At 56.5% G+C, this 25,647-nt stretch carries 16 protein-coding genes and 1 tRNA gene; 13 read left to right on the top strand and 4 right to left on the bottom strand.

Translation table 11 applies throughout. The features are described from left to right. Positions 1 to 13 precede the first annotated feature (13 nt). The 3 genes from VH413_17090 (at position 14) to VH413_17080 (ending at position 8,124) form a co-directional block, all read left to right on the top strand. Positions 14 to 799, top strand: a complete 786-nt coding sequence (locus tag VH413_17090) for a flagellin (protein HEX3800412.1) — start codon at positions 14 to 16, stop codon at positions 797 to 799. Continuing rightward, complete coding sequence (locus VH413_17085) at positions 796 to 6,708, top strand: glycosyltransferase (GenBank protein HEX3800411.1); 5,913 nt, start codon at positions 796 to 798, stop codon at positions 6,706 to 6,708. The genes VH413_17090 and VH413_17085 overlap by 4 nt, the downstream gene beginning before the upstream one ends. 180 nt (positions 6,709 to 6,888) lie before the next feature. Further along, positions 6,889 to 8,124 (top strand): serpin family protein, encoded by a 1,236-nt coding sequence (locus VH413_17080; protein HEX3800410.1) that lies wholly within the window; start codon positions 6,889 to 6,891, stop codon positions 8,122 to 8,124. Between the two features lie 7 nt (positions 8,125 to 8,131). Here VH413_17080 and VH413_17075 read toward each other — a convergent pair whose 3' ends face one another. After that, positions 8,132 to 10,936: a hypothetical protein gene (locus VH413_17075; protein ID HEX3800409.1), complete on the bottom strand. Its 2,805-nt coding sequence runs from the start codon at positions 10,934 to 10,936 to the stop codon at positions 8,132 to 8,134. A gap of 536 nt (positions 10,937 to 11,472) precedes the next feature. Between VH413_17075 and VH413_17070 the strand changes: the two genes are divergently transcribed. From VH413_17070 to VH413_17045, 6 genes are all read left to right on the top strand, one after another. Then, positions 11,473 to 12,261: a DUF4412 domain-containing protein gene (locus VH413_17070; GenBank protein HEX3800408.1), complete on the top strand. Its 789-nt coding sequence runs from the start codon at positions 11,473 to 11,475 to the stop codon at positions 12,259 to 12,261. 3 nt (positions 12,262 to 12,264) lie between these two features. Continuing rightward, positions 12,265 to 13,641 carry an MBL fold metallo-hydrolase gene (locus VH413_17065; protein HEX3800407.1) on the top strand — a complete coding sequence of 459 codons (1,377 nt, stop codon included), beginning with the start codon at positions 12,265 to 12,267 and terminating at the stop codon, positions 13,639 to 13,641. Positions 13,642 to 13,770: 129 nt separating this feature from the next. Then, on the top strand, positions 13,771 to 14,904 hold the full coding sequence (locus VH413_17060) for a glycosyltransferase family 2 protein (protein ID HEX3800406.1): 1,134 nt from the start codon (positions 13,771 to 13,773) through the stop codon (positions 14,902 to 14,904). Positions 14,905 to 14,963: 59 nt separating this feature from the next. Next, positions 14,964 to 16,019: an NAD-dependent epimerase/dehydratase family protein gene (locus VH413_17055; protein ID HEX3800405.1), complete on the top strand. Its 1,056-nt coding sequence runs from the start codon at positions 14,964 to 14,966 to the stop codon at positions 16,017 to 16,019. Between the two features lie 5 nt (positions 16,020 to 16,024). After that, positions 16,025 to 17,098 carry an NAD-dependent epimerase/dehydratase family protein gene (locus VH413_17050; GenBank protein ID HEX3800404.1) on the top strand — a complete coding sequence of 358 codons (1,074 nt, stop codon included), beginning with the start codon at positions 16,025 to 16,027 and terminating at the stop codon, positions 17,096 to 17,098. Positions 17,099 to 17,123: 25 nt separating this feature from the next. Next, complete coding sequence (locus VH413_17045; GenBank protein ID HEX3800403.1) at positions 17,124 to 17,798, top strand: hypothetical protein; 675 nt, start codon at positions 17,124 to 17,126, stop codon at positions 17,796 to 17,798. A gap of 9 nt (positions 17,799 to 17,807) precedes the next feature. On the opposite strand, the gene VH413_17040 is transcribed toward VH413_17045, so the two are convergent. Together VH413_17040 and VH413_17035 are read right to left on the bottom strand one after the other, a co-directional pair. Then, the gene (locus VH413_17040) at positions 17,808 to 18,704 is read right to left on the bottom strand and encodes a DUF1559 domain-containing protein (protein HEX3800402.1); all 897 of its coding nucleotides are present in this window, start codon (positions 18,702 to 18,704) and stop codon (positions 17,808 to 17,810) included. Between the two features lie 21 nt (positions 18,705 to 18,725). After that, positions 18,726 to 19,034 carry a hypothetical protein gene (locus VH413_17035; protein ID HEX3800401.1) on the bottom strand — a complete coding sequence of 103 codons (309 nt, stop codon included), beginning with the start codon at positions 19,032 to 19,034 and terminating at the stop codon, positions 18,726 to 18,728. Positions 19,035 to 19,600: 566 nt separating this feature from the next. Here VH413_17035 and VH413_17030 point away from each other — a divergent pair. From VH413_17030 to VH413_17020, 3 genes are all read left to right on the top strand, one after another. Next, the gene (locus VH413_17030; protein HEX3800400.1) at positions 19,601 to 21,772 is read left to right on the top strand and encodes a hypothetical protein; all 2,172 of its coding nucleotides are present in this window, start codon (positions 19,601 to 19,603) and stop codon (positions 21,770 to 21,772) included. A gap of 109 nt (positions 21,773 to 21,881) precedes the next feature. Next, on the top strand, positions 21,882 to 22,823 hold the full coding sequence (locus VH413_17025) for a prepilin-type N-terminal cleavage/methylation domain-containing protein (GenBank protein HEX3800399.1): 942 nt from the start codon (positions 21,882 to 21,884) through the stop codon (positions 22,821 to 22,823). 129 nt (positions 22,824 to 22,952) lie between these two features. Further along, positions 22,953 to 23,684: a hypothetical protein gene (locus VH413_17020; GenBank protein HEX3800398.1), complete on the top strand. Its 732-nt coding sequence runs from the start codon at positions 22,953 to 22,955 to the stop codon at positions 23,682 to 23,684. Between the two features lie 37 nt (positions 23,685 to 23,721). Here the strand turns inward: VH413_17020 and VH413_17015 are convergent. Continuing rightward, a tRNA-Gly gene (locus VH413_17015) sits at positions 23,722 to 23,795 on the bottom strand. A gap of 466 nt (positions 23,796 to 24,261) precedes the next feature. Here VH413_17015 and VH413_17010 point away from each other — a divergent pair. Further along, positions 24,262 to 25,632, top strand: a complete 1,371-nt coding sequence (locus VH413_17010; protein HEX3800397.1) for a dihydroorotase — start codon at positions 24,262 to 24,264, stop codon at positions 25,630 to 25,632. Positions 25,633 to 25,647 lie beyond the last annotated feature (15 nt).

The raw sequence follows: 25,647 nt of genomic DNA, 5'->3' as shown, positions 1-25,647 counted from the left end.
GGGGAAATAGATTATGCTCATCAACACCAATCTTTCCGCCGCCAGTCTTGCCACCGGCCAAACGACTCTCGCCAAGCCGCTCGCTCAACTCGCAACCGCCGGCGCCACCGATTCCATCAGCGCCTCGGATTTGTCCTCCAGTTTGGACCCGCAACTCAGTGGCATCAGTGCCGCCGAGAGCAGCGTGGCGAACGCCGTTTCTTTCACTCAAAGTCAGGCGGGTTTGCTCCAAGGCATCGGCAAGGCGCTCGACCAGATGCAGCAGCTTGCCAATTCCGCCCACGATCCCGCTACAAGCTCCAACGATCGCGCATCCGACAACCAGCAATTCCAAAGTCTCGCCGCCTACATCACCACCACCGCCGCCCGCGATTTCAATGGCGTCAGCCTCTTCAACGGCTCCGGCGTTTCCGTCAGCGTTGACGGCAATGGCGATTCCACCACGCTCAGCGGCATCAATCTCGGCACGCCCGCCTACGCCTCCGCCGAGTCCGCCAGCATCAGCACGACCACCGGTGCCGCGAGCGCGCTGGCTTCCGTGCAAACCGCCCTCAAGCAACTTTCCGCCGACCGCGCCACCGCCGGCTCCAATCTTTCGCACCTCGGCTCGCTCGCCGATCAACTCGCCATCAGTTCCGAAAATATTTCCGCCGCCTCCGACTTCGCCGATCCCGCTGGCGCGCAACAAGCCACCAGCGACGCCTCCACCAGCATCCTCGGCCAATCCTCCACCGCGCTGCTCGCTCAGGGCAATCAACTGCCTCAATCAGTGCTCGACCTTCTGGGTCAACTCTCATGAATGAACCAACGGTCTCCATCCCCAATTTGCCAAAAAATCTTTGGCAGCGTGACGAACCCCTCCGCCGCGCCGCGGAATTGATGGACCGTTCGGACAGCCTCCGCGCTGTCTCGTTTGATTTTTTCGATACCATCGTCTGGCGCATGGTCAATCGCCCGACCGATGTCTTCTTCGAACTCGGCCATCGTCTTCACGAACAAAAAGCTCTCGCTCCCGCCATCAATCCCGCGGATTTCGGCACGCTCCGCCGCTACGCGGAAATGAAAACCCGCGAGCGCCAGAATCTCAAAGACCCCAAAGTCGAAGACATCAGCCTCGCCGCCGTCTATGACAATATGCGGTCGGTCCTGGCCGCCAACCCCGCTGATTGCGCGCAAGTCGAGCACCACGCCGAATCCGAAATCTGCCTGCTCAATCCCGGCATGGCGCAATTCATTCAGCACGTTCGCGAACGCGGGCTCAAGGTCGTCATCATCTCCGATATTTATTTTTCCGCCGATCAACTCCGCGACATTCTTCGCGCCAATCATTTCGATCCCGCGATTTTTGAATTCATCCTCACCTCGTGCGATGAAAAAGTCTGCAAAGGCACGGGCAATTTGTTCAAGCGCGCCTTGCAAAATCTGAATCTTTCGCCCGACCAAATGCTCCACGTCGGCGATAATTATCACGCCGATGTCATCGGCGCGCGCCACGCCGGCATTCGCGGCGTACATTACCCGCAGGCGACTGTGGACCTCCGCACCATTCTCGATCGCGAACAAATTTTGCTCGGCGGCCAGGACACTACTTTCAGCGCGAATTCACTTCGCCTGCTCGCCGCCCGTTATTTTCCCGAAGATTCGGTCGAGGGCTTTTTCGGCCGCGCCGGTGTGATGAACATGGGCTTGCTCATGAGCCGTTTCGCTTCGTGGGCCTGCCAGCAATATCTCAACAGCGGCGTCCGCAAGATCGGCGCGCTGATGCGTGAAGGCGATTTGTTCGCCCAGGTTCTCAAACGCGAAATCGCTGCGAAGGGTTACGATCTCGAAGTCGAGCCGCTTTACGTGAATCGCAAAGCCACCGACCTCGCCGCACTTGGCAAACTCACCGCCAAGAATTTGCTCGCCTGGCTCGAGGCCCGCTGCACGCTTTCGATTCGCGGCATCCTCCAGCATTTCGGTTTGAACGCCGCCCAGTTGCGCGGACTGCCGTTCGCGCTCGATGAAAAAGCGGACAAGCAGGAAAAAATTCTCAAGCTCGCCGAATTTCTTTTTCAGCCGGAAATCGCCCGCCACATCGAGGCCAAAAGCGCTGAGGAACGCCGCAAGGTCATGGATTATTTGCGTCCCTGGATGGATGGCGGCGCGCTCGGCGTCTGCGACATCGGTTACAGCGCGTCGGCGCAAATGCAGATCCATCGCATTTTCGAACTGGAAAAAAATCCGACCAAACTCGTCGGCTGTTATCTCGTCACGTACGAACGCGCCGCCAGCCGCGTGCTCGATGGCATGGACATCCGCCATTTTCTCGGCGCGTACGGCAAGCCGGATTATAACTTTCGTTCCTTCATTCGTTCCCCGGCGTTTATCGAGCAGGCGCTCGTCGCGCCCATTGGCACGACGCTCGGCTACGAACGCCACGCTGATGGCTCCGTCACTCCCGTGCTCGATCGCACGCCGTTCGGCCCCGAAACTTTGCTCCGCCAGAAAGCCTTCAAGGAAGGCGTGCTTTTATTTCAAGACTTGTGGCTGAATTTTTGCGCCGCGAAACCAAACCTGCTCGGCGGCAAATCCGAATTGTCCAAGCGCGTGCTCAAGGACGTTGATGCCGTCTCGCAACCCATTCTTTTGCGCGCCACGAGTTTTCCGACCACTTCCGAACTCACTCATTTTGGCGCGCTCCCGCTCGACGATTATTATTTCGGCGATTCCCTCAAGCAGCTTTGCGGAACGAAAGACCGCGAGAAGCTTCGCCAAACCGGTTATGGCCGCTTGCTCGGCGATGCCGAAATCCATTGGCCCCAAGGCGTGCACGCGATGGAGAACCCGCGCAGCAATGCCGAATTTTTCTCTTACGCCAAGACGTTCATCATGTGCAATCCCGAGCGCGATGCCGATGGCGCCGACGTGGACCTCACAGTGTTCGTGCGCGGCCTCGCCAATCCCGCGATGTTGCGCGAATGCCTCAACCGCGTGCGCGGCGTGAGCAATCCCGAATTGCGCCTGGAGTTGGTCGTTTGTGTGCCTGCGGAAAATAAGGAATTGCTCGCCGCTGCCAAGGAATTCGCGCGCCAATTCAAACGCTTTCGCGTCGGTGAAATCACCAAGCGCGATTCCATCAATGATTTCATGAGTGGCGCCGCCGATGATTCGCCCGCGCCATACGTTTTATTCCTTCAGGAAGACACGTTGCTGCCCGCCGGCTGGGATAAATCGTTGTATGAACCGTTGCGCGCCAATGCCCGCGCTGCCGCGACTTTCCCTGCTTTGAAATCGGCCAGCGCGATCATCACCGACCCCACGGTTCGCTGCCTCCTCGTCCGCCGCGCCGCCTTCATTGAAGGTCTTGGTTTCAAAAAGGAACTCACGCCCGATGGTGCCGCGTGGAATTTGCTTCTCCGTCTCCAATCGCAAAACTGGAAATCGCTCCCGTGCCCGGACGTCATCGTTGAGAGCAAATCACTCGTCAAAAACCGCGACCTACCTTTCACCGATTCACATTTTCTCAAGCAACGCTGGCCCGATTACGCCGCGCGCATGCAGAAACTCGCGGATGCCGATGCGGTGCCTGCCAATAAATCATCCAAGGTGATCGCCCCGGCCATCACTTCCGCCGCTCCGCAAAATATCAAGGTGGACTGGATCGGTTCCTTTCTCGATTACGGCAGTCTCTCGCACGTGAACCGCGAATGTGTCAACGCGCTCGCCGCCGATTCGCGTATGCAGCTCAAGCGCATCGCTAATTCCGCGATTAAAACTGCGGATGCTCCCGCCGGTCTGCGCGATTTCGCCAAAACTCTTTCCAGCTCTGCTTCGACCGATGCCGCCATCACAGTGCGCCATCAATGGCCACCCGATTGGAGCCGCCCAAAACATGGCGCGCTCGTCGTGATTCAGCCGTGGGAGTTTGGCGCGCTGCCCGCTGACTGGGTGAAAGCCGCCGCGGGCGTGGACGAATTTTGGGTTCCGTCCCATTATGTGCGCAACGTCTATATCACTTCCGGCATCGCCGCCGAAAAAGTTTTTGTCGTGCCCAACGGCGTGGATACAGCGCATTTTAATTCCGAAGTAAAACCGCTGGAATTGGCGACTAAGAAAAAATTCCGTTTCCTCTTTGTCGGCGGAACTATTTCACGCAAAGGCCCGGATGTATTGCTCAAGGCGTATCTCGACGCTTTCACCGCCAGCGACGACGTTTGCCTTGTGATCAAGGATTTTGGCGGCCAGTCGGTTTATCAAGGCCAGACGTTTGAAAAGGAAATCGAAGCCGCGCGCACTCGTCCCAACGCGCCGGAGATTCTTTATCTCAATACCGATCTCGCGCCCGAAGACATGCCTCGTCTTTACGCCGCCTGCCAATGCCTCGTGCATCCCTATCGGGGCGAAGGTTTTGGCATGCCCGTGCTCGAAGCGATGGCTTCCGCCCTGCCCGTTGTCGTGACTCGCGGCGGTGCGACGGATGATTTTGTTCCTGAAAACGCCGGCTGGCTCATCGCCGCGCAAAGAAAAAATCTTGGCCGCAAACTTGGCACGATTGATCTCGCCGCCGAAGGCTGGTGGCTTGAACCGGACGCCGCGGATTTGTCAGCAAAGTTGAAACATATTTTCGCCCACCCCGGCGAGGCCCGCACTCGCGGCCAGCACGCCGCCGAAACCGCCCGCAAAAATTATTCCTGGGCCAATATCGCCGGGAAAATGACTGCGCGTTTGCAAACGCTCGCCGCCCGCTCCCATCCCGCCGCCAGCGCGAGCCCAAAACAAGTCACTCGCATCGAATTGCCGCCCGTCGCGCTCGTCGGCCATCTCGCCGCCGCTCGTGAAGCTTTAAAAAATAAGAAACATCGCGAAGCCTGGACGCTCACCACTGAAGCCATCAACGCCCGTCCGTTTCATCCTGAAGCGTGGCTGACGCTCGCCGAAATCGCGTGGGCCACCGGCGCCGCCGCTGAAGGCAAGCAATGTCTCGTGCGCGCCTGCCAGCTTGCGCCCAAGTGGAAGCAAGTCCAGCAAGCCGCCAAGCACGCGCCGCGTCATCCCGTGAAATCCGGCGTGGAACTTTCACCCCTGCCTGCGATTTCCGCCACGCCGCGTTTGTCCGTCTGCCTCATCGTCAAAAACGAAGAGCAGTTCATCGAGAAGTGCCTGGCATCCGTGCGCGACCTCGCCCATCAAATCGTGGTGGTGGATACCGGCTCGACCGATCGCACCGTCGAGCTTGCGAAAAAATTTAACGCCGAAATCCATACTTTTGCCTGGAGCGATGATTTCAGCGCCGCGCGCAACGAAGCCTTGAAGCACGCCACCGGTGATTGGGTTTTGAGCCTTGATGCCGACGAGGAACTTTCGCCCGAGCATCGCGAGACGATCAAACAGGAAATGCTCGCAAGCGAGGTCATGGGCTATCGCCTGCCGATCATTGACGACGGCCGCGAACTCGAAGGTTGCAGCTACGTGCCGCGCCTCTTCCGCAACGCACCCGGCCTGTTCTTCCTTGGCCGCGTTCACGAACAAATTTTCAGCAGCGTCGAAGTCCGCGCCCGCGAATGGAGCCTCGAAAATCGCCTCGGCAAATCCGCGTTGCTGCATCACGGCTATCGCCCGGAAATCGTTGTGAGCCGCGATAAGATCGCCCGCAATTTGCGTTTGCTGCGCCTCGCGATGGAAGAATTGCCCGGCGAACCGAACCTCGTGATGAATCTCGGGCTCGAATTGATTCGCTCCGGCGAAGTCGAGACCGGCATCCAGCAATATTATGAAGCCCTGCGCCTGATGGCCGCGCTGCCCGCGCCGCAAGTCGTTCCTGAATTGCGCGAAACCTTGCTCACGCAACTGACGAATCATTTGCTCAAGGCGCGCCGCTTCGCCGAAATCGTTCAACTCTGGCAGCAGCCGTTCCCGCGCGCCGCCGCGATGACTGCCTCGCAACATTTCCTGCTCGGCCTCGCGCACTTGGAACTCAAGCAACCCGCCGAAGTCGCCGGGCAGATGCGCGAATGTATTGCCAAGCGCCATCAACCCGCGCTGTCGCCCATCAACCAGGAAATTCTCAAGGCCGGCCCTAACCATTGCCTCGCTCTCTCGCTCGCCGCGCTGGATCAGCACGACGCCGCCGCTGAAGCGTTCCGCGCCGCGATGGGTGATGATGCCAAATCCCGCACCGTGCGTTTCGATTTCGCAAAGTTTCAATTCCGCCACAACGCGTCCGTCGAAGCCTTGACCCTCCTCAACGCGCTCGTGCAGGAAAATCCCGCCGAGATTCACGTCTGGCAACTTGGCGGCCAAATCGCTTTGAGCCAGCCGGAATTTCTGGAGTTCGCCCAAAACTGGACGAGCGAAGCCATCAAACATTTCGCCGAACAACCCGTGATCGCGTTGCAACACGCCGAGGCGCTCTTGTTGAACCAGCAAGCCGAAGCCGCGCTGCCCTTCTGGACTAAAGCGCACGCGCCCAATTCCGCCCGTCATCTGGCCGCGCTGGTTATCTGCGAATTTGCCTCCAGCGGAACCACCCGCCAATTTTCCGCCGCCGACGAAAAAATCGTCAGCCAAGAATTCCTCAAATGGTATCGCCAGTTGATCAAGTGCGGCGCGAACTCCCTCGCCAGCCAGATCAACGAAAAACTGGACGACCTCCACACCACCTTGCCCACCGCCGCCGCCATCCTCACCGCCGCGATGAAGCAAGCCGAAACCGCACAGCCCGCCTGACGCGGACACGCCCTGACGCTCCGTCTGCCAGTCGTTTCATATTCCGATTGCCGCAAAAATGACGCGGCGCAATTTTTTGGATTACGGCGTGGCAACGCGCCTTGGGCGATGTCAAGATGCGCCAGTCAAACTGATGAGCGAATTCTTCTAATAAATCGCCGGTTGCCATGTCGTATAGTTATGACAACGCTTTTCAAAGGACTATTTGCCGCGGCGGTGGCGGGCATCTTGGTGGCCGCACCAGCGAGGTCTGAAGAAGTTTCCACCACGAACCTGGTGTCAGGAAATAATGCCTTTGCGCTCGAGCTTTATTCGCGGCTGGCCGCGGGCGACGGGAATGTATTTTTTTCGCCGTATAGCATTTCGACTTGCTTGGCCATGACTTATGCCGGGGCGCGGGGCGATACAGCATCGCAAATCGGACACGTGTTTCATTTCGATTCGGACGGCGCGCAACTTTCCAGCAACTTCGCTGAACTTCAAAAACATCTCGACGAACTGGAGCAAAAGGCGGAGGTCAAACTGGACATTGCCAACGGCATGTGGGTTGAAAAAAATCAAAAGCTGCTCAAGGAATTTACTTCGGTGGTGCGGGATAGTTATGGCGCGGAAGTAAAGCAGGCGGATTTTCGTTCGTCCGCCGAGCCGACGCGCCGCGACATCAATGACTGGGTCAGCGAAAAGACGAGTGGAAAGATCACCGACCTTTTGCAGCCGGGAGTTGTAAATGCCGCGACGCGATTGGTATTGGTGAACGCCATTTACTTAAAGGGGTCATGGGTGCATTCGTTCAAAAAAAGCGCGACCGTGGACGGTCCGTTCAGTGTGAGCGACACGCAAAAAGCGACCGCCCATTTCATGCACCAGGATTCTTCCTTTGAATATGCCGAGAACGAAGACTGCCAACTTTTGGAAATGCCCTATGGCGATTCCAAGACCGGGATTGGCGGGAACAATTTGCTGGCGATGGATATATTGCTTCCGCGAAAAGCGGATGGTTTGAAAAAGTTGGAGTCGTCGCTGACGGAGCCGGCTTTGATCGCGCTGGTGGGAAAGGCGAGGCCGCAAAAAATAAACGTGACCTTTCCGAAATTCACCACGACGGCACAAATCAGCCTCGGACAAACTTTGGCGGCGATGGGCATGCCGCTGGCATTTTCGAATGAAGCGGATTTTTCGGGAATGGACGGCGAGCGTGATTTATATATTTCCGCCATTGTCCACAAGGCTTATGTGAAGGTTGACGAGTCGGGCACGGAAGCAGCAGCGGCGACGGGAACAGTGATGGCATTGACTTCGGTCATGCGCCAGCCATCACCGGTATTTCGCGCCGATCATCCCTTTATTTTTCTGATACGCGATACGCAATCCGGCGCGATTCTTTTTCTTGGGCGCATCACGGACCCGACGAAATAATGGGCGATCAAACTTTGGCGTCGGCGGACGGCGTTTCTTTTTCCTCGGTTTCGTCTTCGCTGCCGCTGACGATCAGCAGCACGGTAAGCGCGATGCCGATGATGATGGCCGTGAGGCTGACGTAAAGCGCGGTCAGCGACGGTGCGAAGTGGAATACCACAGTGTGCTTGCCCGGTGTCAGGAAAACGCCGCGCAAAATAAAATCACAGCGCAACAACTGGGCCGGTTGCCCGTCCACGGTGACTTTCCATTTCGGACTGTAACGCTCGCTCAATAACAGCACCGACGGAACTTTGACATCGGCCGAGACTTCGATGCGTTTTGAGCGGTAGTTGGGATTGATCTCGACTGCGCCAGGATTCGCGCTGACGTCGGCGACGCCGGGCTTGGGCAATCCCGAGTCGGCGGCCACGATCACTTTTGAGCGCGGATCGAAATTCTGGCTGGCGACGGTTTGGAGGGTATTGGTGTCGTCCATCGCTTCCCAATTCGGGTACAATTTTGCCCGGGGCAGCGCGCCGAGGAATTCCACCACGGCGAGGCTGCCGGTGGTGTTGGTTTTTGTGATAAAATCCACGGAATTCACGGGGTTCGCGCTGCGCGGAACAAAATCGAATTGGCGCACGACGCGGAAAGTTTTTCCACTGGGGTCAAGCTGTGTGCTCACGAAATCGCCGCCCGGCGCGAGGATGTAGCGGGTATTGGACAACGCCCAAAAACGCAAAATGTTGAAGAGACTGTTTTGCGGCAGGGCTTCGTTGAACCGTTCCTTGTCGGTCGAGACGCGCGGTTCCTGCACCACGTCGGCGCATTGGATGTTGTTGTAGAAAAAGAGTCCCTGCTTCCAATGGCTGCCGTAAGCAGCGTTCAGGAGAGCCATCTGGTCGGTGCCGGTGGGCACGGGCAACATGGCCACGCGATGTTCGTAAGGTTTATCCGCGAGGAACATGATGATCGGATCGTCGGCATATTTATACGGCACGTCCTGGTAAACGATCCACGGCGCGCCCGCGCGTCCGAGGTCGAACACAATCAATGCTCCCAGCAGCGTCGCCGCGATGATGCCCCGCATGCCGATTGAGCCCGGCAGGATTTCGGATCTTAGCGAATCTTTTTGTGGTGCCTGCGATGCCGCGAACTGCCCGCTGAAAATCAGCGCCAGCAAAATAACTGTCACCACCAGCAACAGCACGAACCAGCCTACGGCGTGAATACTGAACGCCGCAACTTTCGGCGCGATGTCTTCCGGGATGGCGACAGTTTGCAGATAGGCCACAAGTTGCTTGGTGTCCGTCGAATAAACTGCCCAGCCGAGAAACGAGACGATGACCACTCCGATGCAACCGCCGAGCCAGCCGCGCTCGAACGGGTTCGCTTTGGCCCACCAATTTTTGAATTGCGTGAGCACACCTCCGGCGCGGACCACCGGGTTTTTCAGATACAATTCGACCAACCCATGCACGCCAAAGGCGAAGACGATCAGCAACGCCCAGGTGAAGACGTGCATGAACTTATCGGGATTGCGAATCGCCGACGCGTAGGGCAGCGCGTAAAAAAACTGATAGAACGGCGCGTATTTGCCGTACGAAAACAACAATGAGATAAGCGTCGCACCGCCCCAAAACAAAATCATGCGCCGTTGGAATTTCGTGAAGGGCGATCTCTCGCCGCGAAACGCCTGGAACAATGCCCAGAGCGCGATCACAACCACCGGCACGCCCATGTAAAATCCGGTGCCGATGAGGCGCCAGAGCAAATTGGGGTTCTTCAGATAACCTTCCGCTTGCGCCTGCGCGTCGGGATTGGAACTCTTGAGAAGGTCTTGCGCCATGCCGATGTTTGGGTCTTCGCCGATGATTCCCCAATATTGATCTGCCTGCGGCTGGTCACTGTCATACATGTGCCAGGTGTTGCGATAACCGAAGATGCCCGGGATGATGATTTGGAATGTCTCGGCCTTGGGCAAACTCCATTCGGTCATCACGGGCCAGACTTTTTGCTTGGTGCTGGCGTCTTGTTTCGCGGCTTCAATGCCGCTGAGTTGCGTGCCGATCAGCGTGGTCAACGCCTGTGCGGAAATAAAGAGTGCGAACACCGCCACGATGGCGACGCGGACAAAGCCTTTGCCGGCCTTCGCGGGCACTTCGCCTTCGCTCATGAACAGCGATTGAAACACGATGAAGGCGGCGATGAACAAGCTGAACAGCGCGCCGATGTCGTACGCCTCCATCACACCGATGCCGACCGCCAAACCGGCGAGAATCACGCGAACCCATTGTTTCCACGAACCGTTTCCCGCGAGCAAGCCGAGCGCGACATACATCGCGCCGAAACCGACGGTTTGCGACGCCACACCCCAGCACGAGGTGGAGAGAAAATCGGAATTCAGCCCCACCGCCAGTCCGCCAAGGATGCACGCGATAGGCGATAATTTATAGCGGCGAAAACAAAAGCAGGCCGAGAGGCCCACGATGAACAATGACGCGGGCGGCAGAATGCGCGCGTAAGTAAAGGGCGAGAGCAGCCGCATGAACGTGGTGATCGCGGGTGCGGGCGCGAGGCCTTCGCTGCCGAGCCAGTTCAAGTCCACCCACAAACCGGTGAAAATGCGTGGCATGAGGTTTTGCTCGGCGACCATCGCGCCCAGCGGGCCGTCGTTGGAGAAGTGGACTTTGTTGATGTCGTAACTCTGGATGAAAAGGCCGGAGAGCACGGCAAACAGCAAAAATGCCGTCAGTAAAAGCGAGCATTGCCACCAGCGTTTCCCGCCAGCCGCAGCATTGGAAGATTTGGATTGGGTTGCAGTTTTCATGCCCGGCTTGATTTAACAGGGTTGGGACATAATTGCATAAATGCCAGCATAACGAAACTGGCAAGGGGTTTACAATGGCATAAAGTTGGGCGGTTTGGTGGGGGAATGGATTGGGACGCGCGACGAGTTTGTAACCTATGGAAGGGTGGACTGGCTTCGGAGATTGTGGCATGGTGGGGGCAGTTCTTTGAAAAAGGAAAAAGGAGATGAGAGTTTGCACCAAGGCCGATTTTAGTGATTCGGGGGGTTCTGAAGGCTGAAGTGGATAAAAATAGCCATTTGATGCGGCTGGTTCGGTTTGGCTCGGATAAGTTCGCAAAAATCGTTCGGATAAGTTCGCTTAAGTTCGCCTTGGCTCGGATAAGCTCGGATAGGTTCGCTTAAAGGTGCGAAAATTAAATTGGGAGGACCTTAGGGTGATGTCACTGATATCCATCAGATTCCGGGTTGGTGAACGAAGATGCGCTCGTTTGGCCTCGTTAGCCAAATTTAACTGGTTAAAATCACCGGAACGACTATGTTGACGCTTGAATAGCATGAAATCATTCAATTTTCTCGGGCGGGTATCCGGTGCCGGGCTTCTCGCTTTGCTCATCGGTTCGGCAACAGTATTTGGCCAGGTTCCTTCCACGGCGGATAAATCGGCGGCGGGTCCGGGCAGCGCCCCGGGCATGAACGCGGCGATGATTCGTTTCTTTGGCAGCAATACCAATTTCATTTCCAAGGCGGAAGTGCGCGTGCTGGATAAAAACCAGAAGGAAACGACCGCCATGAACATGGGTTTCCAAATGCTCGCGGGCAAGATGCGTGTGGACATCAATATGGCCGAAGTCAAAAGCAAGGAGATGTCTCCCGAATTCGCCGGCATGATGAAACAAATGGGCATGGACCAGATGTCCACCATTCTTTTGCCGGAGCAGAAAGAAATCATTACCATTTATCCCGGGCTCAAATCCTACGCGCTCACGCCCATGCCGAAGGAAGAAGCCGATGCCGCCGCGATGACATATAAGTTGGAAAAATCCCGCATCGGCAAGGAAACGGTGGATGGCCATTCCTGCGAAAAGGACAATGTCACCGTGACCGACACGAAGGGCAATCAGCAGCATGCCGTGGTTTGGTATGCGACCGATCTCAAGGAATTTCCCGTGCAGATGCAAATCCCCGATGACGATTCCACGCTCATCATGAAGTTCAAGGACGTCAAACTTGGACGCCCGGAGACAAGCCAATTCCAGGCTCCCGCGGGTCTGGCCAAGTATGACGATGTTGCCGCATTGATGTCGGATGCCGTGACCAAAAAAATGGGCATGGCCCCGAAATAATTTGTGAGAATCGTTAATCTGAATCCTGACGCCGACATTGGCGCCAGCTCGTGGTTTGTTGACCTCGAGGGCCACCGGCTGCTAATGGATGCCGGCACGCATCCCAAACGCGAAGGCCGCGCGAGTCTTCCGCTCTACGACCTCATCGCCAAAGAGGATCTCGATGCCGTGGCGCTTTCGCATTGTCATCATGATCACGTCGGTTCGCTGCCGGTGGCTTTGCGGCATTTTCCCAAGGCGCACGTGCTCATGTCGGAGCTGAGTTATTTCATCGTCGAGCGCGTGCTGCACAATTCCGTCAATGTCATGACCCGCCAGCGCGACGAAGCGGGCATCAAGGAATATCCGCTCTACTCGCACGACGAAGTGGACGAAATGGCGCCGCGTTTTCAAGGCTTCAAATACAATCGCCAGATCGAATGGGCTTCGTACGCGAAAACGCGCGCGGGCATGCCTTCGCCGACGCTGGAATTTTATGACGCCGGGCACGCGCTCGGTTCCGCCGGAATGATGGTGCGCGGCAAAAAGGAAACTTTGTTTTTCACGGGCGATGTTTCGTTTGGCGACCAGACGATTTTGAAGGGCGCGCGTTTTGAAGACGTGAAGGCCGACGTGCTGATCATGGAAACGACGCGCGGCAATCGCGCGGTGCCGCAAGGTTTCACCCGCGCGGGCGAACTGGAGCGGCTTACCCAGGCGATCGAACATGTTCAAAAACGCAAAGGCTGTATTCTCATTCCGACGTTTGCGCTCGGACGAACGCAGGAAATTTTGGCGATGCTCGCGTTGCTCACGCGTTCCGGACGGCTCAAGCATCAGCCGATTTATATTGGCGGTCTCGGCCGGGTTTTCACCGAGATTTACGATCTCGAATCGCATCGCACTCATCGCCAGCACAGCAGCCTGCAACTGCGCGAAGCCTTGAATCTCGTCGTGCTCGAAAAGGGGCAGCTTGAGAAAATGAAACTTTCTGGCGGGCGCATCTTTGTCATCACCGCCGGCATGATGAGTGAAAATACCGCTGCTCATAATCTCGCCACGCGCATGATCGGCGACGAGCGGCAGGCGATTTTCTTTGTCGGTTACGCGGACCGCGATACTCCCGGCGGACGCCTCAAAGCCGCCAAACCCGGCGAGACATTTATTTTCAGCCCCAGCGCCGGCGAAGTGACGCGGCGTTGTGAACTGGACGACTTCGATCTTACGGCGCACGCGAACCGCGATGAACTTTTGAATTTCGTCGGTCAGGTTTCTCCGCACACGGTTCTGCTTGGCCACGGCGATGCCGATTCGCGCCAATGGTTCGAGGAACAGATCCGCGCGCGCCATCCGAAAATGAAAATCATCCAGCCCGCGCCCGGAAAAAGCGTGGAGGTTTGATCTCCTTGCCAAAATCCACGCGCGGATTTTTATTTTTTCCCGCCAACAAAAGGTTCGCCATTTTGACGCGCTCTTACTACATTGCGCGACCATTAATTAGTGTCAGAAAGCTATGACATATCTGTAGTGATGCCGTGCTTGAACGAAGCCGACACGCTGGCAACGTGCATCCAAAAAGCCCGGCTTGGCCTCGAACGCGCGGGCGTGCGCGGCGAAATTCTTATCGCGGATAACGGCAGCACGGATGGCTCCATCGAAATTGCCGAACGGCTCGGCGCCCGCGTGGTGCGCGTATCGGAGAAAGGCTATGGCAACGCGCTCAAGGGGGGCATCGAAGCCGCCCAGGCCAAGTGGGTGCTCATGGGTGATGCCGACGACAGTTACGATTTTTCCGAGATCACCGGCTTCATCACGAAATTGCGCGAAGGCTGCGACCTCGTGATGGGTTGCCGATTGACCGGCGGCGGCGGCAAGGTATTGCCGGGTGCGATGCCGTGGTCGCATCGCTGGATTGGCAATCCGATGTTCACTTTGATGGCGCGGCACATGTTTGCTTCGCCGATCAACGATGTGTATTGCGGGCTGCGCGCGTTCACCAAGGATTTGTATTACCGGCTGGACCTGCGCTGCCAGGGGATGGAATTCGCGACCGAGATGATCATCAAGGCGAGCATCCGCGGAGTGAAGATCGCCGAGAACCCGATCACGCTGCACCCCGACGGCCGCAAGGCGCACGCGCCGCATTTAAAAACCTTTCGCGATGGCTGGCGCACGCTGCGCTTTTTCCTGATCTTCAGTCCGCGCTGGCTGTTTTTGTATCCTGGTATTTTGCTGGGAATTTTTGGGCTGGCTGGTTACGCGATCGCGCTGCCCGGACTTGAGATACACGGCATAACATTCGATGCCCACACGCTGCTCTTCGCGAGCCTGGCAATATTGCTGGGCTATCAATCCGTGTTGTTCGCGGTGTTTGCCAAGACCTTTGCCATCAACGAAGGTCTGTTGCCAGAAGACCCGGCGATGAAATATTTTTTTGATTTGGTCTATTTGGAACGCGGACTGGTGATAGGGGTTATGGCGTTTTTGACCGGCGTTATTTTATTAGCGTGGGCAGTGGCGCAATGGTGGAACGTGCATTTCGGGCATCTCGAATACAGCCGGACGATGCGCCTGGTGATTCCCGGCATGACGCTGACGGCCCTGGGTTTTCAGACCATTCTATCCAGCTTCTTTGTAAGCATTCTCGGGATGAAACGGCGATAACTTTGAGACGCGTTCACTTTGGAATTGCCACCACGCCGCGTGGCTGATATTCAGCACGGATGTCCGTGATTATTGTGACCGGCGCTGCCGGATTGATTGGTTCGGAAACTTGCCAGCGGTTCCATTGCGAAAATCTGGGGGTGGTTGGAATTGATAACGACATGCGCGCCCGTTTTTTTGGCGCTGAAGCTTCCACCAGCCATACTCGCGAACGCCTCGAAAAAAATCTCAAGAATTACCAGCATTTTTCCGCTGATATTCGCGACGCCGCGGCGATCGAAACCATCTTCAAAAAATTTGGCAAGGACATCAAAGCCGTCGTGCATACCGCCGCCCAGCCGTCGCACGATTGGGCCGCGCGCGAACCGCACACGGACTTTGGCGTGAACGCCGTGGGCACGTTGAACATGCTCGAAGCCACCCGCCTGCACGCGCCCGATGCGGCGTTCATTTTCACGAGCACGAATAAAGTCTATGGCGATACTCCCAATCGCCTCCCGCTGGTCGCGGAGGAAAAACGATGGGAAATCGAACGCGGCCACGGCTATTGGAACGGCATTGACGAGACGATGTCCATTGACCAAACGAAGCACTCGCTCTTCGGCGCGAGCAAAGTGGCTGCGGATATTTTGGTCCAGGAATACGGCCGCTATTTTGGCATGCACACGGTTTGTTTTCGCGGCGGATGCCTGACTGGTCCGGGCCACGCGGGCACGGAGTTGCACGGGTTTCTTGCTTACCTGATGAAATGCACGGTGACGGGCAAACCCTATCGCGTATTCGGTTACGGCGGCAAACAGGTGCGCGATAATATTCACAGCCATGATTTGGTCGAGGCCATCTGGCAATTTTTTCGCGCGCCGCGCGTGGGCGAAGTTTATAATCTCGGCGGCAGCCGCCACTCGAATTGCTCGATGCTCGAAGCGATTGACTTGTGCCAGGAAATTAGCGGGCGCAAACTCAACTGGACTTACGTCGAAGACAACCGCATCGGCGATCATATCTGGTGGATCAGCGACGTGCGCAAATTCCAATCGCATTATCCCGACTGGAAATATCGCTACGATTTGCGCGGCATTTTGACCGAGATCAACGCCGCCTGCCAGGCGGGCTGATTCGCTTGAAACAAAAAATTCTCATCAGCGGTATTTGCGGGTTCGTCGGCAGCACGCTCGCCGCTCGGCTCAAGGAGAGCGTTGAAGGCGCGGAAATTTTCGGCTTCGATAATTTCATCCGGCCCGGCAGTGAACTCAACCGGCTTGAATTGAAGCGGCTTGGCATTCGAGTGCAGTACGCGGATGTGCGCAGCGCGGCGGACATCGGCGCGTTGCCCGCGGCGGATTGGGTGGTGGATGCCGCCGCCAATCCCAGCGTGCTCGCCGGCGTGGATGGACAGACAAGCAGCCGACAGTTAGTCGAGCACAACCTCAATGGCACGGTTAATCTGGTCGAATATTGCAAGGCGCATCGCGCCGGTTTTACGTTGCTGAGCACCAGCCGCGTGTATGCAATCAAGCCGCTGGCAGCGCTGAAAGTGCGCGCGATCAAAAATGCTTTTCAGCCCGACGCCAAGGCGCGCACGCCGGGAATTTCCGCGCAGGGAGTTGCGGAAAATTTTTCGACCGCCGCGCCCATTTCGCTTTACGGCAGCACCAAGCTCGCATCCGAGGCGCTCGCGCTGGAATATGGTGAGACCTTTCAATTTCCCGTGTGGATCAATCGTTGCGGCGTGCTGGCGGGTGCCGGACAATTTGGCCGCGCCGACCAGGGCATCTTCAGTTTCTGGATCAACTCGTGGCTGCGCCAGCGTCCGCTGAAATATCTCGGCTTCGGCGGCAAAGGTTTTCAAGTGCGCGATTGTCTGCATCCCGCCGACATGGCGCCGTTGCTTTTGAAACAGATGCGTGTGGGCCTCAACGCAAAACAACCGCGCACCATCAATGTCAGCGGCGGAGCCGCCAGCGCCACTTCGCTCGCACAACTCAGTGCGTGGTGCAGCAGGCGTTTCGGCGCGCATCACGTGGAGACCGACGGCAGTTCGCGGCCATTCGATATTCCGTGGATGGTCCTCGATTCCACACTCGCCAAAAAAACCTGGGGATGGAAGCCGGCGTCCTCAGTCGAAAAGGTGCTCGAAGAAATCGCTCGGCACGCCGAGAAGCATCCCGATTGGCTGGACATTTCCGCGCCTTAATTCAGCAACGCCGCACATCGGTAAAATGATCATCCTCGCTCATCGCGCCAATTTGAACGGCCCGCATTCCGTGGTGGAAAATTCCGTTGCCGCGTGTGCCGATGCGCTCGCGCAAGGCTTCGGCCTGGAAACCGATTTGCGCCGCGATGCGGCGAATGAATTTTATATCAGCCACGATGCCGCGCCGCGCACGCCCGAAAACAGTCTTGCCGCTTACACTGAATTATTTCAACGGCATCCAAATCTCGAACTCGCGATCAACGTCAAGGAACTCGGTTACGAAGCGGCTTTGATTGACCTGATGAATTCCGGACGGCTCGGCGCGCGCAGTTTTTATTTCGATTTTGAATTATTGCAACCTAAAACGCCGGGCGCGGCGCAATGGAAAATAAAATTATTGCCGCATAGCCACAAGGTGCGCCTGGCCGCGCGCCTGAGTGACCGTAAGGAGCCGTTGTCGCAATGCCTTTCCATTCCCGCCGAAGTCGTGTGGGGCGATGAATTCGACACCTTGTGGCTGACTGAAAAAGAAGCTCGCGCGGTGCGGGAGGCGGGCCGATTGTTTTATTTGATTTCGCCGGAGATACACGGCTTCGATCTCGCGACGATGAAAAAGCGCTGGGCGGATTTTAAATCATGGGGCGTGGACGGTGTATGCACGGATTACCCACTGGCGGCAAAGGAATTTTTTGGAGGGTAACATTTTCTTCTAATCCCCCGCGGCGACGGTCCACATTCCCTTGGGCAACGCGAGCGTGCCGGTGCCGATGGTTTGTTCCACCTTGAGCGGCGCGACGTGGTTGTCGTGAAAAAGATAATTGAAACGCGCACCATGCGCGGCGTAGAGCGCGGCGCCCTGGTTTTCCGTGTCGTTGTTGTCGAGTTGATAGAGTTCGCCGTTGCCCTGGCCGGCGGTTCCTTGCGGGCCAAACGAAATGCAGGGCCAAATATTATCGGCCACGTTATCCCCGCAAGGTTGTTCGACGAGCAAAATGGTTCCGGAGGGATCGGCGACCACTGCTGACGTGTAGCCGGGGATGTCCCAGTTTATGTTCGGAAAAATGGCGTCGTCCCAATAGATGCCCACGCCGTGGTCAGGCGGTGGAATGGGTTTGCCGGGCTGAATCTGGTATTCGGTCCCGTAGGCGGGGCCAACGGCATTCATCGCATACGTGCGGCGCGCGAAGACGCCGGGATAATTCGCCACCCAGCCACTGTCCGCGCCGCGGTCCGCCGGGCAATGTAAAACTCCGGGTGCCTGGTCGGTATCCAGCGTGCCGCCGTCGAGGTCGGTGTGGGCCAAATTACCGCCGATATAGTTATTTATGAAACCATCCCACGCGACCTGGTTGTTGGCAGTGGAGTAACCGGCGGGCGGAAACATGTCGGTGTGATCGGCGGCGAAGAGCGACACGCCCAGGCCGAGTTGTTTCATTTGCGAAACACATTGGATGCGGCGCGCCTTGCCCTTCGCGGACGCCAGCGCGGGCAAGAGCAACCCGGCGAGAATGGCGATGATGGCGATGACGACCAGCAATTCGATCAGTGTGAACGCGCGCGCGAACGGCTTCACCGCGTTTGCGTGGGGGAAATCTTTTGTTGTCATAATTTTAACTGCGAAAATTTTTCATTTGTCCACGAGCACGACCTTCCACTTTTCACTGATGGCGTATTTTTTTCCTTCCGGCGGCGGTGGCACGGTCAAATGGCGCAGGGCGGCGAACTCGTCGAAATCGCGGTTAAGCTTTTGGCCGACCATCGCGTGGCGCAATTCATGAGTAAGCTGGGCAAGATGCGCGTTGACCTCGGGATCCGAGGAGGTTGATTCGCCCAGAGCCTCCGCATGTTTGCTGCACGCCACCAGGCTGGCGGCGAGAAATAAGACCGCAAGGAGAGGCCAGCGGCAGCGGGCAGAAGTTTGTGTGAACGGATTCATTTCGCAATTTGTTGGCGCTGCAAATTCGTTTGCCGATGGCGCAATAGTTTGGATGGACACGGTCAACCTAGCTCAGAACGGCAAAAAGGGGATGTCATCAAAACATAGTACAAAAGTATTAGCCTCGGCCGTCCAAATGGTGTCATCAAAATATGGGACATACGAAAGGGAGAAAAAATTCCAGAGAATTCTACCGGGGAATTGGGCTATCCATAGATTGTCAGGAGCACTTACGAGTTACTGAAAAACGGAGCTAAGTCGTTGTAGAAGCGGACTAAGTTGGTGTTACAAGAGAAAAAAATCTCGCGGAATAATTCTTAAATGACTTGTTTGCGACCGTTCGGAGGCAATGGAGAAAACTCCACAAAAGCCTTTATTCATGAGCTATTTCGCTTGTGTCATCAATTTTCACGACATGCCAGCAAAAACGGGACTGCTATGGTGGGCACAGATCACCCCGGCTGTGCCTCTCGGTAGAGAGTAGCGACGTTGCGAATCAATGCGCGCAACACCGCCGGAAAATGCCGCACCAACCAAATAAGCAAAGCAGACATCAACTCACCGTTATGAAATTCAACCGATACACAAAAACAGCGTTGCTGGCCGCGGTCGGCTTGGCGCTGGCCGCTTCGAACGGCCAAGCCCAGAACTATGTCGTGGATACTTTCGACAATTCCGCGCAGGCAAGCCTCTTCAGTTATGATTACGGCCCAGCCGCGGGAACCACCACTTTCTCCACGGACGATGCCAATGGCAATGCCTCTTCCGGTTCACTCAAGCTGACCATCACTTACACGCCGACACAGGCGCAACATGCCTCGTCGTATAATTTACCCGGATCGGTTGACCTCTCGCACGCCACCGCTTTGGAATTTGACGTGAAGGTGGATCCGGCGTCCGCGCTCGACCAATACGGAACTGCGACCCACTTCCAGTTGGATGCTTTCGTCACGGCCAATTATAATTTTGTGGGCCTCTACGGCGCCGACATCGCGCCCGTCTCCACGAACAACGGTTGGCAACACATCGTCGTGCCGCTGCCGACGGGCTTCGCGAACGCGATAGATACCCGCAAAATCACCATTGATCCGTACGACGGAAATTATACGACCAATGGCACCGCGATTATGTATGTGGACAATATCGTGTTCGACATTCCGGCGGCGACGTATCCCGATTACACCGCCTTCACGTTCGACAACGCGAACTTCCTCGGCGGCGTTTTCACGAATTGGTACGGCCATCCAGTAACGGTTGCGTTTTCCACCAATGACGCGCACGGATTGAGCACTTCCGGTTCGGCGGAAATCGTCAGCGAGATCGCGCCCGGGGATAATAACGACGTTATCGCGATGTTTTTCGACACGAATAATACCGGCTTCAGCGTGAGTCCCGAGACCAACATGATTGACGGCACGCATTATCAGGCGGTCGAGTTCGACGTGATGTGGGACACGAATTTGTCCACGATTGACCTGACCGCGTTCAACCAGTCGGGAGATATTTCGGGAATCCCACTGGGACTCACGGAAGGCCCGCTCACCGGCAACAACGGCGAGGAAGATCTCAGTGGCGGCACGACCAATCTTTTCATTCCCAATGGCGCCTCAAACGGCTGGGTTCACATGCGCGTGCCGATCATCAGCAGTTCCTCCGGCCTGACAGACATCATCGGAATATTTTTCAAAAAATATGGCAACATGCCGACAAGCGGCACGGCGGCGTATTTCATTGATAACGTCGTGTTCAAGGGCGCAGTCATGGCCATCACGCGGCCAACGGTTTCCATTTCCAAGCCGGTGCAGGGTTTGAACATCCTCAACAACAACGGAGGAGCGTATGACCGGGAAAGCCTGGAGACGGCGAATATCAATGCGATCGGCACGAATTATTCGTGGGTGGACCAAAGCGATCCGGTGACTTATACCATCGGCATCGCCGGTTTCCCCACGACGAATTATCCGAACTACGACGCCCGGATTTATCTCGTCCCAAATAATCTCGCCACCGAAGCCGAGCCGGATTATGCCGAACCGAACGTGCTGATGATTGACATCAACCGGAACTCGGACAACTCAGCTACGACCACCCTCCGTTGCAAAACCAATAGCGCCGGTGGCAATGGCAATCTCTATGACGGGGGCCTGCCTTCCTTCCGCGCGGCGGGGGGAGTTATCGGCAACTGGTCTTACACCTTCACTGGCAATACGAACATTCATGTCGTCGCGCCGGATGGTTCCAGCACGAACCTGCCCTTCCCGCTCGGCTTGTCTTCCTCCGATGTGGAAAATTATTTCGGCGGCGGCATGGTGGTGTATTTCGGCGGTTACAACAATGGCGGCGGCAATGTCGGCCAGCGGGTCGTATTGAGCAACGCGTCCATCTCCAACGGCGGCACGACGCTGCTCTCGGACGACTTCCTGACCGACACCAATATCAACATCAACGCGGGTGGCGGCGCTTCGGGCGACTGGGTTTATGCGTCGGATTCATCCGTTCCGACGAACGCCATTTTCCTGCCTTCGCCGGACTTGAAGTATTACGTTGACTGGACAGTGCCCGCGAATGGCTTCGTTCTTGGCACCCGCACGAGCCTGACCTCGGGCACCGTCAATACGAACACGAGCGTCACGGCATTGCAGTTGGGTGATCATTATCACACCGAATTGAGCAGCAGTAATCTGCCGCCGAGTGGTAATCTTTTCTTCGAGCTGGTCCATCCCGGACTGACTCCTTGATCTGAATGAAACATGGGGCGCCGGCGTTCGCGTCGGCGCCCCTTTTTTAAACTTCACCCGATTTCATTTCACCCGACGATTTCCAATTTTCCACTCAAACCATCGAAACATGAAAATTTTAAAACAGGCGCGTGGGCCGGTTGTTACAGAGCGGAAAAGTCATCGCGTTCACCGGGCCTTCACGTTGATCGAACTTCTCGTGGTGATCGCCATCATCGCGATTTTGGCGTCGCTGCTGTTGCCCGCGTTGAGCAAAGCCAAGGCGAAGGCGCAGGGAGTTTTCTGCATGAACAACACCAAGCAGATCATGATCGCGTGGAACATGTACGCGGGCGATAACAACGATTTGCTGGCGCCCAATGATTTTTATTCCGGCAGCGGCGCGCCGCCCAAGACCTATTTCGGACCGCCGCTGCAACTGAACTGGGTCGGCGGGGGCGTGGATAACACGTCCGGCAATAGCCAGGCCACCAATGATTTTTATCTCACCACCGGCTCGTGCCTTTACAAATATGATTCTTCCCCGAGCACTTATCATTGCCCGGCAGACCACAGCGTTGTGCAAGGCGCGGGGCCGCGCAACCGCAGCGTCTCGATGAATTGCGCGGTGGGAACGATTTGGAACACGTCCAGTTTCACCCTTGCCAAAGGCCTGCCGGTGGGCTCGACCTGGCTCTCAGGCTCGTACCAGGGTGACGGCGGCAATACCTCGGACTGGCAGACTTATGGGAAACTCGCGAACATTCCGAACCCGTCATCGCTATTCGTCATTCTCGATGAGAATCCCGACAGCATCAATGACCCGGTGTTTTCCGTCGGCATGGGCAAAGCGGATGCGAATGGCAATCCGACCTACAGCCGGTGTGTGGATATTCCTGGTTCGTATCATAACAACGCGGCGGGTTTCGCTTTTGCGGATGGGCATTCGATCATCAAACATTGGATGGGCGGAGCCATCGCGGCGGCGGTCACGAATAATATTTCGATGCCGAGCGCGGCTGACTTGGCCGACTTGTATTGGATCCAATCGCAAACGTCGTCGGTGAAATAAATTGGGTTTTGCGCGCGAGGGACGCGCAGGATGGGAAATCTGTGCGGCGGCGGCGGCGGGACATCGCTGCCGCACATTTTTTTTAATTATCGGTTGCGAACTACTGTCTGCCGGACTACAGGTTGTTTCATGGGACTTGATGGCGTCGAAATCGTGATGAAGGTGGAGGAAACATTCGATATTGCCATTGCAGATTCTGAAGCCGAAAAAATTGTCACACCAAGCGAGCTGATAGATTTAATATTTAGCAAAGCCGGCCGCATCCAGGATGCTTCCTGTTTAACCCAGCGTGCCTTTCATCGGTTGCGAGCTTCGCTCATCCGGCATGGCGGGGTTCAACGCAGTCAAATCAGATTGGAAACCTCGCTGGCGACTCTCTTTCCGCGAGCCCGCCGGGTAACAAATTTCCAGGCAGTTGCGACAGACCTCGGTTTAAGCAAGGAGATGGAATTCGTCCGCCCAAGCTGGCTTGTTTCTCTACTGGTTACAGCGACGGTTCTCGGCAGCGTTGTTACGGCAATTTCGTTGACCTGGCATCCGATATCCTCAAGCAGCGCTCTCGTTAATTTCATATTCGCATCGCCAGCGATTTCAGCGTTTGGCTTTGCGATGATTTTTGGCTGGGCGATTTTTTATTCCACACGTTGGATGCGGATCGAATTCAAATCGCCCTGCACCGACGTGGGGCATCTTTCACGCTGGATCGTTGCTCATGGGCCTCACGTCGTCCAGTCGCCGCCCGGCCAATGGAGCCGGGAGCAAATCGCGGAAACCATCCGAGAGATTGTGATTGAGATTCTCCATTGTGAGGAACAATACCGCGAGGATGCCCATTTCATAAAGGATCTGGGCTTGAGTTAATTTTTTTGATTCCCACAAACTCGTCGAAGAAATTGAATGGAGCGGGTGAAGGGAATCGAACCCTCGTGGCCAGTTTGGAAGACTGGAGCTCTACCATTGAGCTACACCCGCGTCGAATTGATAGTAGCGGGCGGGGGCGGGTTGTCAATCGCGGGGCGGGATTGATTGAGGCTCGCGAGTACGCTCGCCCTTCCCACAGGAGTGTATTTGTAACCTATGGAAGGGTGGACTGGGTTTGAGGGATATGGCATGGTGGGGACGGTTCTTTGATAGAACGCAGAGGAGAGAAGACGGAGGGGTGATGCTTGGATGGATAAAAAACGCCATTAGGCGAGCCGAAAAGCGGGCGGAAGCGGACGATGGTTCGGATAAGTCCGCTTAAGCTCACGTCAGCTCGCTTAACGGAGAGAAAAAAATTATGGGTGAAGGGGGCCCGTGCCGAGGGGTTTGCTCATAAAAATCGCCTTGGCCGGTGAATCTCAAAATCTCTCGCCGGGTCGCTTGTAATTTCATGCGTTCCTGTTAGATGTATCGCATGGCTGATGCGAATGCTTTGTTGCTAACCGGTGGCCGAGTCATGGATCCCATTTCAAACCTGGATGCCCGGGCGGATGTGTTGATTGCCAATGGGAAAATCGTGGCGGTTGGCGCCGACGCGGCCGCCCGCGCGCCGCAGGATGCGGTTCGCCGGGATGTGAGCGGGTTGGTCGTTTGTCCGGGGTTGATTGATTTGCATGTGCATCTGCGTGAGCCGGGGCAGAGCGCGAAAGAAACCATTGCCACAGGCACGGCGGCGGCGTCGCGCGGCGGTTTTACTTCGGTGGTGTGCATGCCGAACACTTCTCCCGCGATTGATAATGCGGGCACGGTGGCGTTGATCCGCGAAAAAGCGGCGCGCGAAGGTGTGGTAAATGTTTTTGTCACCGGCGCGATCACCAAGGGAATTGCCGGTGAGGAATTGGCGCCGATCGGTTCGCTCAAGGCGGCGGGGATTGTGGCTATCACCGACGACGGCCATTGCGTGCAGAATAATGATCTGATGCGCCGGGCGTTGGAATACGCGCGGATGTTTGATTTGCCGGTGATGGATCATTGCCAGGATTATTCGCTCGTGACGGACGGCGTGATGCACGAAGGTTATTACAGCACGGCACTGGGTTTGCGTGGCTGGCCGGCAGCGGGCGAGGAGATGATTGTGGCGCGAAATATTTTGCTGGCGGAATTGACCGGCACGCGCGTGCATTGCCAGCACATGAGCAGCGCGGGAAGCGTGGCGTTATTGCGCGAGGCCAAACGCCGCGGGGTGCCGATCTCGGGCGAGGCGTGTCCGCATCATTTTGTTTTGACGGATGCCACCATCGCGGGCAGCGAAAAATTCTGGTCGAGCGACGGCAAGGGTTTGTTCGGTTACGCGACGGATGCGCTGCCGCAATGGCCGAGTTACGATACTCATTTCAAGATGAACCCGCCGCTGCGTTCGGCGCGGGACCGCGAGGCGATTTTGGAGGGACTCGTGGACGGGACGCTGGAAATTTTGAGCAGCGATCACGCGCCGCATTGTGATTATGAGAAGGAAGTGGAGTTTGATTACGCGCCGTTCGGCATCACGGGGCTCGAAACGGAATTGGCGCTTTCGCTGATGCAGTTGTATCATACGAAGCGGCTGGGCTTGATGGAAGTGCTGCGGAAATTCACGGTGGCCCCGGCGAACTTGCTGAAGCTGGGCAAGGGGACGCTGCAAGCCGGCGCGGATGCCGACATCACGGTTTTCGACCCGGATCGCGAATGGATATTTGAGCGCGAACGGTCCGCGAGCAAATCGTACAACAATCCGTTTTACGGCTGGCGGCTCAAAGGCAAAGCGGTCGCAACCATCGTCGGCGGCAGAATGGTTTGGGATGAACAAGAGACATCGGCGAGTGTCAAAGAATTAGCGGTCAATCATTAATCAAGGAATGGAGAA

It is taken from the genome of Verrucomicrobiia bacterium (assembly GCA_036268055.1).
In the GTDB taxonomy this organism is placed as follows: domain Bacteria; phylum Verrucomicrobiota; class Verrucomicrobiia; order Limisphaerales; family Pedosphaeraceae; genus DATAUW01.
The sequence above is the reverse complement of the archived record's forward strand: the minus strand, read 5'-3'. Positions and strand labels throughout refer to the sequence as shown.